Origin of the sequence: Sediminicola arcticus, from assembly GCF_040566695.1 — a bacterium.
GTDB classification, from domain to species: domain Bacteria; phylum Bacteroidota; class Bacteroidia; order Flavobacteriales; family Flavobacteriaceae; genus Sediminicola; species Sediminicola arcticus.
The window spans coordinates 104,599-123,436 of sequence record NZ_JBEXAE010000005.1; the positions used below are offsets into that span (position 1 = coordinate 104,599).

At 37.9% G+C, this 18,838-nt stretch carries 17 protein-coding genes; 11 read left to right on the forward strand and 6 right to left on the reverse strand.

Going from position 1 to position 18,838, the window contains the following annotated elements; all coding sequences use genetic code 11:
• Positions 1-310: 310 nt before the first annotated feature.
• From ABXZ36_RS11410 to ABXZ36_RS11445, 8 genes are all read left to right on the forward strand, one after another.
• Complete coding sequence (locus ABXZ36_RS11410) at positions 311-2,704, forward strand: penicillin acylase family protein (RefSeq protein ID WP_354615744.1); 2,394 nt, start codon at positions 311-313, stop codon at positions 2,702-2,704.
• Between the two features lie 143 nt (positions 2,705-2,847).
• A complete protein-coding gene (locus ABXZ36_RS11415) occupies positions 2,848-3,204 on the forward strand; it encodes a hypothetical protein (protein WP_354615746.1) in 357 nt (118 codons plus the stop codon).
• On the forward strand, positions 3,173-3,370 hold the full coding sequence (locus tag ABXZ36_RS11420; RefSeq protein ID WP_354615748.1) for a hypothetical protein: 198 nt from the start codon (positions 3,173-3,175) through the stop codon (positions 3,368-3,370). The genes ABXZ36_RS11415 and ABXZ36_RS11420 overlap by 32 nt, the downstream gene beginning before the upstream one ends.
• Positions 3,371-3,394: 24 nt before the next feature.
• The gene (locus ABXZ36_RS11425) at positions 3,395-4,285 is read left to right on the forward strand and encodes a dienelactone hydrolase family protein (RefSeq protein ID WP_354615750.1); all 891 of its coding nucleotides are present in this window, start codon (positions 3,395-3,397) and stop codon (positions 4,283-4,285) included.
• A gap of 80 nt (positions 4,286-4,365) precedes the next feature.
• The gene (locus ABXZ36_RS11430; RefSeq protein WP_354615752.1) at positions 4,366-4,896 is read left to right on the forward strand and encodes a hypothetical protein; all 531 of its coding nucleotides are present in this window, start codon (positions 4,366-4,368) and stop codon (positions 4,894-4,896) included.
• Between the two features lie 2 nt (positions 4,897-4,898).
• Positions 4,899-5,453: a CIA30 family protein gene (locus ABXZ36_RS11435; protein ID WP_354615754.1), complete on the forward strand. Its 555-nt coding sequence runs from the start codon at positions 4,899-4,901 to the stop codon at positions 5,451-5,453.
• A 294-nt stretch (positions 5,454-5,747) separates the two neighbouring features.
• Entirely contained in the window at positions 5,748-8,297 is a 2,550-nt protein-coding gene (locus ABXZ36_RS11440) for a phosphoenolpyruvate carboxylase (protein ID WP_354615756.1), read from the forward strand.
• A 335-nt stretch (positions 8,298-8,632) separates the two neighbouring features.
• Positions 8,633-10,693, forward strand: coding sequence for a response regulator (locus tag ABXZ36_RS11445; protein ID WP_354615758.1), 2,061 nt, complete (start codon positions 8,633-8,635; stop codon positions 10,691-10,693).
• 3 nt (positions 10,694-10,696) lie between these two features.
• Here ABXZ36_RS11445 and ABXZ36_RS11450 read toward each other — a convergent pair whose 3' ends face one another.
• Positions 10,697-11,875, reverse strand: coding sequence for an acyl-CoA dehydrogenase family protein (locus ABXZ36_RS11450; protein ID WP_354615760.1), 1,179 nt, complete (start codon positions 11,873-11,875; stop codon positions 10,697-10,699).
• 95 nt (positions 11,876-11,970) lie between these two features.
• Positions 11,971-13,059 (reverse strand): aromatic ring-hydroxylating oxygenase subunit alpha, encoded by a 1,089-nt coding sequence (locus ABXZ36_RS11455; RefSeq protein WP_354615761.1) that lies wholly within the window; start codon positions 13,057-13,059, stop codon positions 11,971-11,973.
• A gap of 83 nt (positions 13,060-13,142) precedes the next feature.
• Between ABXZ36_RS11455 and ABXZ36_RS11460 the strand changes: the two genes are divergently transcribed.
• On the forward strand, positions 13,143-14,459 hold the full coding sequence (locus ABXZ36_RS11460; protein WP_354615763.1) for an amino acid permease: 1,317 nt from the start codon (positions 13,143-13,145) through the stop codon (positions 14,457-14,459).
• A 10-nt stretch (positions 14,460-14,469) separates the two neighbouring features.
• On the forward strand, positions 14,470-15,348 hold the full coding sequence (locus tag ABXZ36_RS11465) for a dimethylarginine dimethylaminohydrolase family protein (RefSeq protein ID WP_354615765.1): 879 nt from the start codon (positions 14,470-14,472) through the stop codon (positions 15,346-15,348).
• 1 nt (position 15,349) lies between these two features.
• Here the strand turns inward: ABXZ36_RS11465 and ABXZ36_RS11470 are convergent, their stop codons facing one another.
• From ABXZ36_RS11470 to ABXZ36_RS11485, 4 genes are all read right to left on the reverse strand, one after another.
• Entirely contained in the window at positions 15,350-16,063 is a 714-nt protein-coding gene (locus tag ABXZ36_RS11470) for a tRNA1(Val) (adenine(37)-N6)-methyltransferase (RefSeq protein WP_354615767.1), read from the reverse strand.
• 215 nt (positions 16,064-16,278) lie between these two features.
• Positions 16,279-16,866, reverse strand: coding sequence for an SET domain-containing protein (locus tag ABXZ36_RS11475; protein WP_354615769.1), 588 nt, complete (start codon positions 16,864-16,866; stop codon positions 16,279-16,281).
• A gap of 117 nt (positions 16,867-16,983) precedes the next feature.
• Positions 16,984-17,511 (reverse strand): ribosome maturation factor RimM, encoded by a 528-nt coding sequence (gene rimM / locus ABXZ36_RS11480; protein WP_354615771.1) that lies wholly within the window; start codon positions 17,509-17,511, stop codon positions 16,984-16,986.
• A 15-nt stretch (positions 17,512-17,526) separates the two neighbouring features.
• Positions 17,527-18,081: a 30S ribosomal protein S16 gene (locus tag ABXZ36_RS11485; protein ID WP_354615773.1), complete on the reverse strand. Its 555-nt coding sequence runs from the start codon at positions 18,079-18,081 to the stop codon at positions 17,527-17,529.
• Positions 18,082-18,348: 267 nt separating this feature from the next.
• On the opposite strand from ABXZ36_RS11485, the gene ABXZ36_RS11490 reads away from it, so the two are divergent.
• Positions 18,349-18,816, forward strand: a complete 468-nt coding sequence (locus tag ABXZ36_RS11490) for a ferritin-like domain-containing protein (RefSeq protein ID WP_354615775.1) — start codon at positions 18,349-18,351, stop codon at positions 18,814-18,816.
• The last annotated feature ends 22 nt before the right edge of the window (positions 18,817-18,838 follow it).

Here is an 18,838-nt window from a genome sequence, read left to right on the forward strand (position 1 = left end):
ATGCTAATGCAGTTGTATAAAACAGAAGAATTATACACATCTATTTCTATGGGACTTTTCTTTTTTTATGCCTTCATGTAAAGAACCTACATAGTGGAAAACGTCTTTATCATAAACGGATTATTCCTAAAAAGGGCTATTTGGAAGATAATCATTCTAGGCAGCCGACTTGAGTTTTTCAAGGAAGTACATTTCAAATATGAGATCTTCATATTCCCACAGTTATTTTGGAATAATAAAATTAAGTACCTTTAAAAGCCTATGATTTTTCCATAAGCTAACTTATTTAACCAATTCCAACCGATTGAATATGAAAACCTATATCTACCTTTTTATTACGCTCCTTATTTGTTCCTGTACTTCCTCTGACTTAGATAAATTAGTTGTCCCTGGTCTAAAAGAACCTGTAGAACTAGTCAGAGATGAGTGGGGCATCAATCATATTTATGCCAAAAACCAGCACGACCTTTTTTTTGCCCAAGGGTATGCTGCAGCAAAGGATCGCCTCTTTCAATTTGAGATTTGGAGAAGACAGGCCACCGGAACTGTAGCCGAAATATTAGGGGAGAGGGAACTGAAACGAGATATTGGGACCCGACTCTTTAAATATCGTGGGGATATGACCCAAGAAATGAACCATTATCACAAAGATGGGACAGAAATTATTACGGCCTATACCGATGGGGTGAATGCCTACATTGAAGAAATACTAAGAACTCCGGAGCTATTGCCTTTGGAATTTCAGGTTTTAAATATAAAACCTGAAAAATGGACTCCAGATGTTGTAATATCTAGACATCAAGGCCTTTTGGGAAATATTGAGGACGAATTACAGATAGGACGTGCTGTTGCCAAATTAGGATCGGCTACAGTAAAGGATTTATCCTGGTTCCATCCCAAGGATCCAATTATAGATCTGGATCCTAAGGTGGATAAGGAGCTCCTTTTCCAGGATATTTTAGAACTTTACAAGGCCTACAGAAAACCCATAGCCTTTCAGGAAAGTGATGTACAAGAGGCATATAAGAATATGACCCTAGAAACGGCAATGTTAACGACCAAATTGGAAAAGGAAGATCCTCGTTCCATTGGGAGTAACAACTGGGTGGTCAGCGGAAGGTTAATGGCGGATGGAAACACCTATATGGCTAATGATCCTCATAGGACCATTGCAGTGCCTTCCTTAAGGTATATGACTCATTTGGTAGCACCAGGATGGAATGTGATCGGTGGGGGAGAGCCCGAAATTCCTGGAATTTCCATAGGACATAACGAATATGGATCATGGGGGCTTACTGTTTTTGAAACTGATGGAGAGGATTTGTACGTTTATGAACTGAATCCAGAAAATCCCCACCAGTACAAGTATAAGGATCAATGGGAGGATATGACTATTATTTCAGAAACCATTAAGGTGAAAGGACAAAAAGATGAGCAAGTGGAATTAAAATATACCAAACATGGGCCTGTAGTTTTTTCTGATGAAAATAATAATACGGCCTATGCTGTTCGCTGTGCATGGCTAGAACCAGGCGGGTCACCATATTTAGCTTCGTTGCGTATGGATCAGGCCAAAACATGGGAAGAATTTAGGGAAGCCTGTAATTATAGCCATATTCCAGGTGAAAATATGATCTGGGCCGATAAAAAAGGGAATATAGGATGGCAAGCAGTCGGGATTGCTCCCGTTAGAAAAAACTTTAGCGGGATGGTCCCTGTACCTGGGGATGGTCGTTATGAATGGGATAGATATTTGCCCATCGTTCAAAAACCAAATGCCTTAAATCCTGCTAATGGTTTTATTGCCACAGCCAACCAAAGTGTAACACCTGACGATTATAAGCATTGGAATGCCATAGGCTTTTCTTGGGCCGATCCTTATAGAGGGGACAGGGTAAACGAAGTATTGAAATCGGGATCAAAAATGACGATGGAAGACATGAAAGCGTTACAGGTAGATTATCTTTCCATTCCCGCTAGGACTTTGGTTCCATTACTGTCAGTTTTACCTATGGAGGGCGAATCCAAAGAGGCAAGGGACAAGCTCTTACAATGGGATTTTCGATTGGAAGGCCCATCTATAGAAGCCGCCATTTATGTGGCCTTTGAAAACCAACTTAGAAAACTAGCCAATGAAAGCTTTATCCCCATTGCAGGCCAAGGACTTATTGATAATATTCAAATGACAAAAGTGGTAGATTGGATAGTAAGCCCAGACAGTAGGTTTGGTGCCAATCCCATCCTAGGAAGAAATACCTTTCTCCTTATCGCATTCAACAAAGGTATGGACTATTTGGAAGCAACCTTAGGCCCCGATATGGCCCAATGGCAATATGGGCAAGAAAAGTTTAAACATACCTATATGGCCCACGCTTTGGGTAGTGTGGTTAATGAAGAAATAAAGGCAAAACTAGATTTAGGTCCCTTGCCAAGAGGTGGTAATTCATTTACCCCTGGGTCTACAGGAGCCAATGATAGACAAAGTAGTGGAGCCTCCTTTAGGATGATAGTAAATACAGGAGATTGGGATGCCGCCATAAGTACCAATGGTCCCGGCCAATCTGGTGACCCAGACAGCCCCTTCTATAGCAACTTGTTTGAACCCTGGGCTAAAGATCAATACTTTCCAGTGTATTATTCTCGCAGTAAAATTGATAGCGTGGCTGTAACTAAGACTCAATTGAATCCTTTCGTTAAAAAGTAACTTTATATTTTCTATGTCACTAAAAAATACCTGTTTATGTTGGTAACTTTAGTCACTTCATTTTGAAATTTACTATATTTATAGGGGGCGTAAACTGCAAATCAAAATACATTAATAATTAGGCTTTACTATATAAAGACCAAATGGAAACGATCAATAAAATACTAGAATTTGAAATTTTCACCATTGGGGATTACACTGTAAAAATTTCAAATTCTAGTATTTTTTTAATCTTGTCAACTGCAAGGCTACTTCTTTGGCTGGTTAAAAAAGGACTTGCCCGGAAATCAAAATTGAATAAATTGGATCACGGGAGCAGTTATGCCTTGTACCAGATGATGAAGTATATTATCTGGATCATAGCAATTGCATTTTTATTGGAAAATATTGGTGTAAAGGTAACTATTTTGTTGGCTGGTTCTGGAGCTCTATTGGTGGGTATAGGATTGGGTTTACAGCAAACGTTTAATGAATTTTGGAAACTCATCATTAGATTTTGAATTATTGTTTTTTAGCAAGAGTATTTTTAGAATTGGCAAGGCCAAAAGTGATATTCGTAGAATTATTAGTCGAAAGTTTCGTGAGCACCATATTATCATTCCTTTTCCTCAAATGGATGTATACCTTAAATCAAATATGGTTTCTAAGAATTCGGAAAAAGAGTAAATTGTACTTAAAAAATTAAAGCAAATGAAAAAGTTAACAAAGGAAGATATCAATCAAGAGGTTTTTGACCTATACGATGACTATGCACATAATAAAATTGAAAGAAGGCAATTTATGGAGAAGCTATCCCTTTATGCGGTAGGGGGTATAACCATGGTATCCCTCCTCAGTTTTATGATGCCCGATTATATTGACTCCATTTTGGTGCAGCCCAACGACCCAAGATTACAGTCGGATTATATCACATATGACTCTCCGAAAGGGGGTGGTAAAATCAAGGGGTTGTTGTCCAAGCCACTAGATTCTAAGGAAAAATTACCAGGCATCATTGTGGTGCATGAGAATAGGGGCCTTAATCCGTATATTGAAGATGTAGGTAGAAGAGCTGCCTTAGAAGGCTTTATCACCCTGGCGCCAGATGCCTTAACCCCTCTAGGAGGATATCCTGGAAATGATGATGAAGGGAGGACCTTACAGAGGCAGCGAGATCGGGATGAGATGCTGGAAGACTTTATTGCGGCCTATGAGTATCTAATGTCACGTGATGATTGTAGTGGAAAGATAGGAGTGGTAGGCTTTTGTTTTGGAGGATGGATAGCCAATATGATGGCAGTTAAAGTACCTTCTTTATCTGCAGCAGTGCCATTTTACGGAGGACAGCCCACAGATGAGGAAGCAGCGAATATCACCACGCCTTTAATGCTTCAATATGCTGGTTTGGATGAAAGGGTGAATGCAGGATGGTCTGCTTATGAGAAAGTGCTTAAGGAAAACAACGTTGAACATATGGCTTATTTCTATCCAGAGGTGAACCATGGATTCCACAACAATACAACACCTAGATTTGATGAAGCGGCAGCAGATTTGGCTTGGGGAAGAACCATTGATTTCTTTAAGGAAAAACTCCAATCATAAAATGTTGCCTTTTGGCAGGTGAAGATTAGAGGTGCCTTGAGAAAGGTATCCTACACAAGCTCTGATAAAAAGATAATGGTATGGGAAATTTCAAATTTTTATTGGTTCTTTTTCTTGGAGTGTCATTTTCCTCTATGGCACAATCCCAAAAGGAAGCATATCTGGATAAAGTCCAAACCTTGGACGATACTTTGGCCACTCTCTACGGGGTAATTTCTGGTGAAAAAGGCGAACAGAGAAATTGGGAGCTATTCCAATTTTTATTTCATCCTGATGCTAAATTAATGCCTTCCGTTAAGAATCAGAAAGGACAGGTCACAGCCCGGTATTTATCAGTGGATGATTATATTGGTGTTGCAGGGAAATCATTGGTGGAAAACGGATTTTTTGAAACGGAAATACATAGGATAACCGATAGTTTTGGTCCTATTACCCAAGTCTTCAGTACCTATGAATCGTTTCGTAGCAAAAAAGATGACATTCCTTTTATGAGAGGAATCAATAGTATACAATTGTTGGACGACGGGAGTAGATGGTGGATCATGAATATTTATTGGACCCAAGAATCTGAAGAAAACCCCATTCCAAAAAAGTATTTACCCAAACATTGATTATGGCTTTATTTCCTTTTAATCACATAGTTTTTGCCCCAATAATTATAGTTCAATTGTTTATGATAAACCCTATAGTAATAGTTGATTTTAATATAAATAGTAACCTTTCTAAATGGACCGTTCTGGACGATGTGGTCATGGGTGGCCAGTCGTTGAGTTCTATATATGTCAATGAAGAAGGCCATGGGGTTTTTAAAGGGCATGTTTCACTTGAAAATAATGGCGGATTCTCTTCGGTAAGGTATCAAATGAATACTGTAAGCGTTAGTGGATATTCCAAATGTGTGATCCGACTTAAAGGGGATGGAAAAAATTATCAATTTAGAATAAAATCCAAGGAGGAGGACTATTACAGTTACATTGTCAAATTCAATACTAATGGGGAATGGCAGACCCTGGAAATAAAAATGGAGGAAATGACCCCGTGGTTCAGGGGTAGAAGGCTTGATATGCCAAATTATCCGCATATTACAATGGAATCTATCAGTTTTCTTATTGGAAACAAAAAAGAGGAGGACTTCAAATTGGAAATAGATAGAATAGAAGTGCATTAGTCGGATAAGGCCATTAAAAAGGGCCTTTATCTTAATGACAAAGGCCCTTTTACGAGAACACTATATGAAAATGAAAAAATTAACTCCTTGACTAATACGCAGTAAATATATTTCTATATTCACTAATGGAGAAATTATAGTTGTGAAGTGCGTTAGTTTTGTGGTGTTCCAGCACTATTTTGTTATTTGCCTTTATTTTCATATCCTATTGTAGAATAATCGCGATATTTAGAAGTCAAAATTTATTTTCCATTTCGGTGGAAAAATTAATGTACAATTCATAACACTTTAGCCATGCCAAAATTGGAACGAATAGAAGAGTTTAGGAAATCTGTCAATAATAAGTTTAATGTATATAACAGCCTATTTCTGAGTTTACCCTACAGAAATATAGAGAATGTAGGTATATTGATTCCTTTATTGATGCAACAAGCAGATGAGGGACTTAAATCGGGTAAAAATCCTTTAGAGATTTTGGATGCTTTTTTTCAGAACTATGCCAATATAGAATTGGAAAAGGATAGGATTGATTTTATGTTTAACATTATTCAATATGTAGAACGGCAAGTCGTGCTTTATGATAGTGTAGAGGATGCTGCATTTCCAAAATTACAAGAACATAGCAATTCGCAGACCATAAAGGATTACGCCCAAATGGTAGAGAATAATAAAAGTTGGGACGAGATATCCGAGAAGTTATCAACCTTTAGTGCACGCATTGTATTAACTGCTCACCCAACACAGTTTTACACACCTGCAGTTTTGGACATCATGGATAACCTTAGATCCTTGATTGTGGATAACAAGATTAACGAGATAGATCTTACACTTCAGCAGTTGGGACTTACCTCTCTTATTAACGCCAAGAAGCCTACTCCTCTGGTAGAGGCAAAAAATATCATTCATATTTTAAGGAACGTATATTATAATGCAATTGGTGAACTATATTCCTATATAAAAGAACACATACAAAACCAAGACTTTAATAATCATAATATTATGAAATTGGGATTCTGGCCTGGGGGGGACAGGGATGGCAATCCTTTTGTAACCGCTGCAATGACCAACGAAGTTGCAGATGAACTTAGGACAACTCTAATGAAATGCTATTACCACGATGTAAAAGTGCTACAACAAAAATTAAGTTTTACAGATTTACAGGATTTGCTAAATGGCTTGAGGAGCAAACTTTATATGACCATGTTCAATGTGGAAAAGGTCATGAGATACCAAGATATAATTGGCCCCCTCTCACAAATAAGGGAGATATTGATCCAGAAGTACAATTCATTGTACTTAAAAGATCTGGATCAACTTATAGATAAGGTCAAAATATTTAAAACACATTTTGCCACTTTGGATATAAGGCAAGACCATATTGTGCATAGGAATACGGTAGTAGCTATATTGAAGCAACAAGGAGTGATTAAAGAAAGTTTGGAAGAGTTAACTGAAGCTGATTTGGTTGATCATTTAGTACATAAAAATTTTAAACTACAATACGATAATTTTGAGGATGACTTGGTAAGGGATACTATACAAAATATAGCCCAGCTAAATAATATTCAAATTAAAAATGGAGAGGAAGGATGCAACAGATATGCGATAAGCAATTCCGAAGATATCTTTTCCGTGCTTTTCGTTTATGGATTATTGAGATGGTGTGGGGATTGGGAAGAGGGAAGAATTCCTTTTGATATTGTACCTCTGTTTGAAACCATGAATGGTATGGCTACCTCTAATGCCACCATGAATGGGGTGTTTGATTTGCCGGAATATAGAGCTCACGTTAGATATAGGGATAATAAACAGACTATTATGCTAGGTTTTTCTGATGGAACTAAGGATGGGGGCTATGTAAAGGCCAATTGGTCCATATTTAAAACCAAAGAAAATTTATCAGCAGTTTGTGGACAAAGGGATATTAAGGCGATATTTTTTGATGGTCGTGGCGGACCACCGGCACGTGGAGGTGGAAAAACACATCGTTTTTACGCTGCACAGACCAAGGATATAGCTAATAATGAAATACAACTTACCATTCAAGGTCAGACTATCACTAGTAATTATGGTACTAAGGACCTGTTTATGCACAATTGTGAACAATTGCTTACTGCGGGTCTATCCAATGATCTGTTTGGAAAAGAAAATTCAATTTCAAAAGAGATGAGAAAATTAATGGAAGAGCTCTCTGAACTCAGTTTTGAAAAATATAATGCCCTTAAACATCATGATAAGTTTATGCCTTATTTGGAGGAAAAGAGTACCTTAAAATATTACAATAAAGCTAATATAGGCAGTAGGCCTGGGAAAAGAGGCAACAAGGAGAAATTGGAATTAACCGATCTTAGGGCTATATCCTTTGTGGGGTCATGGAGCCAATTAAAGCAAAATGTACCAGGATATTTTGGTATTGGGACCGCTATAAAGACCTTAAAGGACAGGGGACAGCTAAATGAGGTGAAACAGCTCTTCCAAGAGGTGCCTTTTTTCAAGGCGCTTATGCTGAATAGTATGATGGCTTTATCCAAATGTTATTTTGAACTTACGGGCTATATTAAGGATGATAAAGAATATGGCGAATTTTGGAATATTTTATATAACGAATACCTTTTGTCCAAAGAAATGCTCCTTCTGATTTCTAATTTCAAAATATTAATGGAGGAAGAGGCGGTATCCAGGGAATCCATAAAAATCAGAGAGGCCATTGTATTGCCATTATTGGTAATCCAACAGTATGCTCTTCAGAAAATAGGACAAGGATCGGACCATAAAGAATTGTATGAAAAGATAGTGACAAGATCTTTATATGGAAACATTAACGCTAGTAGAAACTCCGCTTAATGTGATAGCATAATTTAATGGATAATTTTAGTTCATAGTAAGGGATGGAAAACCATGGTTTCTCATCCCTTGCTTTTTTATTTTAAATACATACGAAGTTTGGTCTTAGGAACTAACAATACAACAATCAATTAAAGGACAGGTAGGATTTATTCTTATATACAAATATGTGTATTTGACAACAAAATCCCTATATATTGTAATTTTAATTGTGTGATTGAATTCAAATGTATTATGTTTATGTAATAAATGCCTTACAAATGGTTTAGGTTTTTATCGTCAAGGATTTAATTTTTAAAATAAATTGATTCTAGTTCCCCTAATAGCATCTAAATATGTCGTTTAAATTTTCGAAGAAGGAGTTAATATTTCCCTTGTTGGTATTTATTACTTTAATGGTTGTTGCTGTCATTTTATGGAACAAAACCTTGAAGACACAAAAGACTTTGTTAAAGAATGAGATACAAACCTCAGGACTTTTGAGATCACAAGAATTTTATACTTCCATAGAAAACAATATAAAGGCCTTGGAAAACCTTAAACAACGAATTGAGATGACCAATGGAGGTTATTTTAAGTATTGGGAAGAGGATGCGCAATTAATTTTAGATCAAAATCCTTCGTTCAAATTTGTGGAATGGATAGACAGTTCCATGGTTATTAGTAAGATAACGCCTTTGAAAGGAAATGAAGCAGTTGTGGGACTGGACATATCTAAATTATACAGGGCAGAGGAATGGAGGGAACATAGCCAGAATAGTAAAACCAATATAACAGCATGGGTGAATCTTACCCAAGGAGGAAATGCCTTTTTGGTAGATGTACCTGTTTATTTTGATGAAAAACTTCAAGGTACTATCACGGCTGGTATGGATTTTACAAACCCCTTCAATCATTTGGCTTCAGATCTGGATGTGTATGCCGTTGAAATTAGGGACGAGAATGGAACAATCTTTTATGCTCATAATAATCCTAGACCATCAAAGTTCCATGAGGACTATAAGTATGCCACCTCCTTCTTGGTAGACTCCTTAGATCAACAAAAGTGGACCTTTTCCCTTATGCCAAAACATATAGATATGCTGGCTGATAGAAAGGAAACTATGTTCATAGCTTTTGTCTTTGGAATGTTACTGTCTATTGTTTCAAGTTCACTTATCTATTTTTACAGAGCATCTCGCACTGAAAATAAACGATATAAAGAATCCATTTTAAAACTAAGAGAATTAAATAGGGATCTTAAGAAGGAACAGCTAAAGGCTCAAAAGGCCAACAGGGCAAAAACTGAATTTGTATCCAATATGAGCCATGAGATCAGGACACCTTTGAATGCTATCTTAGGTTTCATAGAAGTTTTGAAAGCCTCTAATATCCAAAGCTCTTTAAAGGAATACCTTGCTTTAATGGATATCTCTTCTAAAAAATTATTGCTTTTGGTTGATGATATTTTAGAGATAGATAAGATTGAATCTGGGAAAAGCACATTCAAAAATATTTCTTTTTCACCTTCCAAGGAAATCGCCAATATTATTAGTATTTATAAACCAAGTATAGAACAAAAAGGACTCTATCTTCAATTGGATGCTCCTGATAGTGGTATTTGTGGAATAGGAGACATGGGTAAATTTGGACAGATTATTACCAACCTCCTACGCAACGCCTTAAAATTTACAGATAAGGGCGGTATTCACTTAGCCTACCATGAAAAAGTCTTGGAAAACAATCTATTGGTCAATTTGGTGATCAAGGATAGTGGAATTGGAATACCCAAAAACAAAATTAAAACTATTTTTGATCGTTTTACGCAGGTAGATTCGGGGATTACCAAAAAGCACGAGGGCAGTGGGCTTGGATTATATATTACCTATAATTTGGTAAAGTTGATGGGAGGTCATATTGAAGCGGAAAGTTTAAGAAATAATGGCACTGAGTTTCAAGTAAGTCTACAATTCCCTTTGGCGGATTACAAACAAAATGCATTCAAGGTGATTGATATCGCATCTGAAAAAGAAGCAGATCTAGTAGGAGTCTCAGTCTTAATTGTGGATGATAATAAGATCAATGTAATTGTATTAAAAAAGGCATTGGAAACTATGGGTATTAAAGCACATTGGGTTTCTGATGGGGAGCAGGCTGTAGCGGAAGTTCAAAAAAATGCATATGACTTAGTATTTATGGATATTCATATGCCTGTGATGGACGGATTACAAGCTACAAAAATCATACGTAAGACCAATAAAGATATTGTAATCATGGGCTTTTCAGCCGATGTCACCCGAGAAACCATTGAAATTGCCTTGGAAGCAGGAATGAACGACTATTTTACCAAACCTATTTCTATGGACAAATTACGACAACATTTGTCTAATTATCTTTTGAATGTGAAAGTTTCTTAAGTCCTATTGAAACGCCTGAAATCCGGTAATATCGGCTCCTGTAATGAGGAGGTGTATATCATGGGTGCCCTCATACGTGATCACACTTTCTAGGTTCATCATATGCCTCATAATACTGTATTCCCCAGAAATTCCCATACCTCCTAATACCTGTCTTGCTTCGCGGGCTATTTTTATCGCCATATCTACATTGTTACGCTTGGCCATAGAAATTTGGGCAGTAGTAGCTTTTCCTTGATTTTTTAATTGTCCCAATCTAAAGGCTAATAGTTGTGCCTTTGTTATTTCCGTAATCATTTCCGCTAATTTCTTCTGCTGAAGCTGTGTAGCTCCAATAGGCTTACCAAATTGAATACGCTCTTTGGCATACCTTAAAGCCGTGTCATAGCAGTCCATGGCAGCACCAATGGCACCCCATGCAATGCCATATCTGGCAGAATCTAAACAACCGAGAGGTGCTCCCAAACCGTTTTTGCCCGGTAATAGGTTTTCCTTTGGGACTTTAACATTATCAAAAATAAGCTCTCCTGTGGCGGACGCTCTTAAAGACCATTTATTATGAGTTTCGGGAGTAGAAAAGCCTTCCATACCACGTTCCACGATTAGGCCATGGATTCTTCCTTCTTCATTTTTGGCCCATACCACAGCAATGTCAGCGAAGGGGGAATTGGAGATCCAGAGTTTCGCACCATTTAAAAGGTAATGGTCACCCATATCCTTAAATTTTGTTTCCATACCACCAGGGTTAGATCCGTGGTTGGGTTCTGTAAGTCCAAAACAGCCCATGAACTCCCCTGATGCCAATTTAGGCAAGTATTTTTTTCGTTGTTCCTCCGTTCCATAGGTGTAGATAGGATACATCACTAAGGACGACTGCACAGAAGCCGTAGATCTAACTCCACTATCACCTCGTTCTATTTCTTGCATAATTAGGCCATAGCTAATCTGGTCTAAACCTGCCCCACCATATTCTTGTGGGATATAGGGACCAAAAGCACCTATCTCTGCCAAGCCGCCAATTATTTGTTTTGGGAACTCCGCTTTCTGTGCGTACTCCTCAATGATGGGGGAAACATCACGCTTTACCCATTGACGGGCAGCATCACGCACCAATTTATGCTCTTCTGATAATAGATCGTCAAGATTGTAATAATCGGGAGCTTCAAACAAATCTGGCTTCATATGGGCTTTTATTTTACTCAAAGATAATTAAAGGAATATAACATTACAAGGCTGCCGTGTTACATTATTGGCCAACCCTTGTTTATTTTAACTTCTTATTCTCGGCTATTAAGAAAACGGGCTAAGAGACGGTGAAAATGATGTACGCCTTTTTCCCTAGTAGGGGAAAAACGACCTGCTTTGTAAAATTTTGAGTTCACTCCTTTTTGGACGCCTTCTACGACCGCTTCATCTTCCAATTCTACCTTATCCAAGCCAGATCCCGCTCCCTTGTCTAATTTACTCTCATCATAGACATAGGATTGAAAAGAAACTTTAGTGCTCTCTAGGCCCAATGGGTGAACAATGTTTACTGAAAGACCCCATGGATAGAAATTGAACATCATATTGGGAAAGACCCAGAAGTAATAAGCTGCGATACTTTTTCCATGATCAATATGGCTTTCTGGAAAATTAAAAATTTCCTCAGATCCTTGGGCATATCCAATCTGTAGGTTCACATGATCAAATAATAAGGTCTCGTAATTACTATAATCCAATGCTTTGTTTAGGTCGTCATGCACAAAAGGAATATGGAAGCCTTCTAGATAATTATCACAATAAAGCGCCCAATGGGCATGTACCATATATTCTTTAGAGCGACTTTCATCTAATTTAAAATCATGTAATGGTAAAAATCCTATTCGTTCATTCATGACCTCCAAAACGGCATCTATATTAAACGTTGGATTTAGGCCCATAAACATAAATGGCCCCCAGTGGCACAATGGAAATTTATAAAGATTATCGCACGGTTTAGGAAAATCTTGGGCCTCTTTAAATTCAGGCATATGTTCCATAGTACCGTCCAACTGAAATCTTCTTCCGTGATAACCACAGATCAATTTTTTTGTATTGGAATTTTGGGCCACCACCAAATTCCCCCTATGTGTGCATACGTTGGATAAACAATGAACATGATTCCCCTCGTCCCTTGTCAAAACTACAGGTTCTGTCAAATAACCGTCCAAAAGGGTAAAAGGATATTGTTGTTGAGGCAATTCCACTAAATTTTCGTGTCCTACCCACTGCCAAGATTTATAAAAAATATCGTTTTTAATTGCCTCAAAAACCTTGGGATTTCTGTAAAATGAGGCAGGCAAAGTAAATGCTTTTGTGATATCCGATTCTATATAAAAGTTCATAATCATATTATATTGTAACTTGGCAAGGGATTTCTTCTCAAATTTAATTAATTTATAATGAGATCTTACAGTAATCAATTTTTATGGCCAAACCTGTTGAAATAAAAAAAATAGGACTCTGGACGAGCACTTCCTTGGTAATTGGCAATATGATTGGTGCTGGTGTATTTCTTATGCCAGCAGCTTTGGCATCTTTTGGGGGTATCAGCACTATTGGATGGCTTTTTTCTGCATTTGGAGCGCTTTTACTTGCTAGGGTATTTAGTAAACTTAGTGTTCTTGTAGCCAACAAAAGTGGAGGCCCCTATGCTTTTACTAAAGCTGCCTTTGGTGATTTTGCTGGGTTTTTAGTGGCCTGGGGCTATTGGATATCGGTATGGACAAGTAACGCGGCCATCGCTATAGCATTTGTTAGTGCTTTAAGCGTTTTTTTTCCTATTTTGGACCAAAACCCAATAATAGCGGTTTTGGTTGGTTTAAGTGCCATTTGGGGGCTTACGGCACTAAACTCGAGAGGGGTAAGGGCTTCTGGAAAAATGCAATTGATTACGACCATTTTAAAATTATCCCCTCTATTTATTGTTATCCTTGGTGGGTTTTTCTTTTTCAATCCTGAAAACTTTTATCCTTTCAATATCAGTGGCAAATCAAATTTTAGTGCCATCGCCATAACTGCGACCATGACCCTATACGCATTTTTAGGGATAGAAAGTGCTACGGTACCCTCGGGGAATGTTAAGGATCCGGAAAAAACTATTCCTAAGGCGACAATGATAGGTACTATCATTACAACGGTGGTGTATCTATTAGGGACCGTTGTTGTCATGGGAATGATTCCTGCCAATATCCTATCGGAGTCACCTACACCTTTTGCAGATGCCATGGAAATTATGAGTGGGGAATGGGGACGTGATTTGGTGGGTGCAGGTGCGGTAATTGCCGCTTTTGGAGCCTTAAACGGATGGATACTGGTACAAGGACAAGTGGCCATGGCTACTGCAAAGGACGACTTGTTTCCACGCATATTTAAAAGGGAAAATAAACATGGAGCCCCAGTATTGGGAATGGTTATTGGAAGTTTTTTAACTTCTGTCATCATGCTTTTAAACTTCACTGATGGTCTGGTAGAGCAATTTAAATTTATTGTCTTACTGTCCACTTTATGTTGTTTGATTCCTTATTTATTTTCTACGGCTGCGTATGTGCTTCTTGTCTTGCAAGAAAAATTGGCTCTTAAGAATACCGTTAGTGTGGTTTCTTTAGGGGGAATGGCCTTTCTGTTTTCACTCTGGGCCATATTTGGAGCAGGGGAACCTGCTGTTTTCTATGGTTTTATACTGTTAATGTCGGGAATTCCATTTTATGTATTGATGAAAACAAGGAAAAAGGATAAAGACTAACAGTTGATTTATGGAATATACCTGTCATTCAGAATATCATGAACTGGATTTGGTGTTGATCAATTCAGTAGCAAATGCATTTGTTGATGAACAAAAATTGAAAAACCAGTGGAAAGCACTCAATTATCTCTCTAAACCTGATTTTCAAAAGGGAGAAGCAGAGTTTAACGTCTTTGAAAAGTTGTTGCAATCCAAAGGTGCATCTATACTAAGGCAGCCACAGGATGCTGCTGTTTCTATAGATGCCATTTACACTAGGGATGCTGCTATAGTGACCAATTTTGGGGTGGTGCTGTGCCGAATGGGCAAAGAAAGAAGAATTCCAGAACCCAAGGTGCAGGAGGTGGTTTATAAAAAGAATAATGTCTCCATTTTAGGACAAATATTGGCTCCGGGAACGTTGGAAGGAGGAGATGTCGCTTGGTTGGATGAGTCCACCTTGGCAGTGGGGCATTCCTATCGCACCAATGAAGACGGCATAAAACAATTGAAAAATCTATTAGCTCCCTTCTCCATTAAAGTATTGGTGGTGGAATTGCCGCATTATAAAGGGCCATCGGATGTTTTTCATTTAATGTCGGTCTTTAGCCCTGTAGATAAAGATTTGGCCGTGGTCTATTCTCCGTTGCTTCCCATTCATTTTAGGAAGGAGCTACTCAAACGGGGTATGGAATTATTGGAAGTTCCTGAAGAGGAGTTTAATTCCATGGGTTGTAACGTATTAGCCATTGGTCCAAGACATTGTCTGATGGTAGCTGGAAATGATAAAACCGAAGCCCTGCTAAGAAATGTAGGTTGTGAAGTGCATACCTATGTTGGTGAGGAAATAAGTGTTAAAGGGGGAGGAGGACCTACCTGTTTAACGAGGCCCATTCGCAGACGTCTATAAGTTACATTTTAAGGTAAAACTCTTTGGTGAGCTCTGTATATTCTTGGGTGTAATGATGACGTTCTTCTTCTATAGTCAGTTCACCGAGGTCCATACTATTTTCTGAGAAACTAAATTCCAAAAGGCTTCGTTTCGTTTCCGTGGTAGGGTTTCCTTTTACTCGTGTAATCCTATTGGCGAATAAATTGAAACTAGAGGCCATTTTTATAAAAGCCTCTTCTTCTTTAAATGGTATGATGGTAGAGAATATTCCTTCATCTTCCAGTAGTTTGCTAACGCCATCCAACAGTTCATCAAAAGGGAGTGCACTGTTTTGACGGGCAATATCCCGCGCCTCATTTCCACTGGGCATTTCTTCGCTATAAAAAGGTGGGTTAGAAACAATCAGGTCGTACTTTTCATCCAGTTCATCAACAAATTCATCCAAACCCGCGTGATAACAATAAAGTCGGTCTGCCCAAGGAGAACGTTCAAAGTTCTCCACACTCTGTTCATAGGCATTCCCATCAATTTCTATGGCGTCTATCATTTCGGCATCGCTGCGTTGTGCCAGCATTAGGGCAATAAGTCCAGTACCTGAACCGATATCCAGAATAGCAAAAGGTCTTTTGTTAATGTTGCTCCATGCTCCTAGAAGCACTCCATCCGTGCCTATTTTCATGGCACATTGGTCTTGGTCTACGGAGAATTGTTTAAACTGAAAGGGTTTACTCATAATTTATTTAGATGCCAGTCTTGGGTCAAAATTACTTTAATTATAAATTGATGTGGTTTCAGATAAATTTAGAAAAGCAGGAAAATTAAATTATAGTTGCATTGCAAAGATAAGTAAGAGTACTATTTCAACACCTGATTATTGTTGCTGTTTTAAAGACTGCTTAGGTACTCGTTTTACTGAATATTTAAACCAGAGTTAGTGATGTTTTAGTTTTATTTCCCATTATAATAATTTTCCTTAATGGAGTCCATAGGGATTTTGCCATTGGCAATCTCCGTAACTTTTACCCACAACTTCTGCGAAATCAGGGACTTTAAGGGTTGTTCTAAGGTTGGGATTTTGTGGAATACTTTCAGTAGTTTTTTGTCCCATGTCTTGTGATATTTTAATAAATCGTCTGGGTAGACCACTTTTCGTTCGGTTCCTTCGTCTACAGCCTCAAAGGGTTCTGGGATATTAAGGTACCCATAATCATCCGTTAGCTGCTCTCCGACAGGAATATCCCTTATTGCGACTTCAAAATCATAGGCCGTGGTAAGACAGTTAGAATTGAAACTGTGGTTTACATATCTAGCATTGTCCCAACACAAAATGTATTTGCCCTGGTTATCCCTAAAGGTATAGGTGTCCAGAATGGATTGGTAAAGGGGATCCATAGCGGTCAACTGATCTTGAGTAAAACTCCTATCTAATTTATCCAATACCCAAGTAATGGTACCAGCTGGAATAAATTCAGTAGCTACTACGCCGTAGCCAACTTCATTATTGATGAACCTAAGTTCTGTTTTAGGATGAATCATTAGATTATAGTAATTAGCCTATTAAATATAGTCTAAAAGTAGTAGGTTTTCTCCAATATTTTATACTTGTGATTACTGAAGTTATAAAAATAATTGAGAAGGAGGTTTGTTATGTTCTTATCCTAAATACAGGTCTACCAAACCTTCTGGGGTAGTGATATGAATGGTTCTGGCATCTCTGTCTACATGGGTAATAATTTCATCATTTATGGGGATAAGCAATTCTTTATCTCCTTTTTTAGCTATAAACAAGGCTTGGGAGGTTGAGTCGTTTACACCTTGAATGATGCCTATATCTCCGTGGATGTTGTCTTCTAGACGGAATCCGATAATGTCGTGGTAATAAAATTTGTTACCGGTAAGTTTAGGAAGGAATTTTAAGGGTAAGTAAAGTTCTGAACCCATGATGTTATCTGCTGCAGACTCGTCTTGAACCTCTTCAAACCGGATGCGAAGTAAGCTGGATTTGTGGAGTACACATTTATCAATAAAAAATGGAACCAGATTGTTTCCTAAAGAAACGAATACTGATTCCATGTTTTCGTAAATTTCGGGTTCATCAGCATCAATTTTCACCAATACTTCACCCTTATAGCTGTATTTTGAAACGACTTTACCTAGGTAGAAACATTCTTCCTTTGTCATCGTTCTATCTTTAGCTTATTTTTCTTCTGTAGCAGCTTCGTCGGAAGCAGGAGTAGCTGTTTCTTCAGCAACTGGTTCAGTAGCTTCTTCTTCAGCAACTTCTTCAACTTCTGGAGCAAGTGCTGCAGCAGCTTCAGCGGCACGCTTTTCACTTACAGCCTTCTCAGCTTCCAAAGCTTTAGCTTTTGCTTCGTCTTTAGCTTTATCTAAGCCGCCTACCTTACCTGATACGATTTCTTCTTTTTGTGCCAACCAAGCGTTGAATTTTTCTTCTGCTTGTTCTTCGGTCAATGCACCTTTACGAACACCACCAGCCAAATGATTTTTAAGAAGAACTCCTTTGTAAGATAGAATTCTGCTAGCAGTTTCAGTTGGTTGAGCACCGTTTTGTAACCAGGTTACAGCACTATCAACATTAAGTTCAATTGTTGCAGGGTTGGTGTTTGGGTTGTAGATTCCCAATTTTTCCAAATACTTACCATCTCTTTTAGCGCGTGCATCAGCAGCTACTACCCAATAGAATGGTTTTCCTTTTTTACCGTGTCTTTGTAATCTAATTTTTACTGGCATATCACATTAATTTGTAGGGTGCCCGACCCTTGATTATTAATTCTTTTATTCGCTAAATATATCCCAAGCGGATGCAAATATAATATTTCTTTTTTATGTGGTAATCAAGAAATTGAACAAAAATTCAATTTTAGGTGCAAATCCCATAATAGACCATAAGATATCTTGTTAAATTTAGGCCAAACTCGAGCTAGAACTTGGCAGAGTGCTAACATCTTGTAGCTTGTAAAATGTTATCGAAAGTAGTTAATAAAGGAAATAATTAAAATGAAGAGAGATAGAATGAAGTATTCAGAAAAAATTTCAAACCGATTAAATAATTTATTAGAAAAAACATACGATGCCGAAAAGGGATTCAAGTTGGCTCAAGATAAAATTGAAAATTCGACCACTAAAAAATTTTTAAACGATAGAGCGGAACAACGATCGGATTTGGGACATGAGTTGAAGAAAGAAATAGTGCAATATGGAGAATTGACGGAGAATGATGGAAGTGCAATAGGAGACATACATAGAGCTTGGATGGATTTAAGGGCTGCAGTGTCTTCCAATAAAAGTGAAAAGCTATTAGAAGAGGTGAAACGTGGAGAAAGAGCAAGTCTTGAGGAGTACAACGAAATTATCACGGATAAGGACATGACATTGCTACCATCAACCAAAAACATGTTGATGCGCCATAGGGATGCCATTACATCGTCCCTAACAGTAGCCAACATCCATGAGCATATGGCATAAGCATAAATTATATTTTTTGATA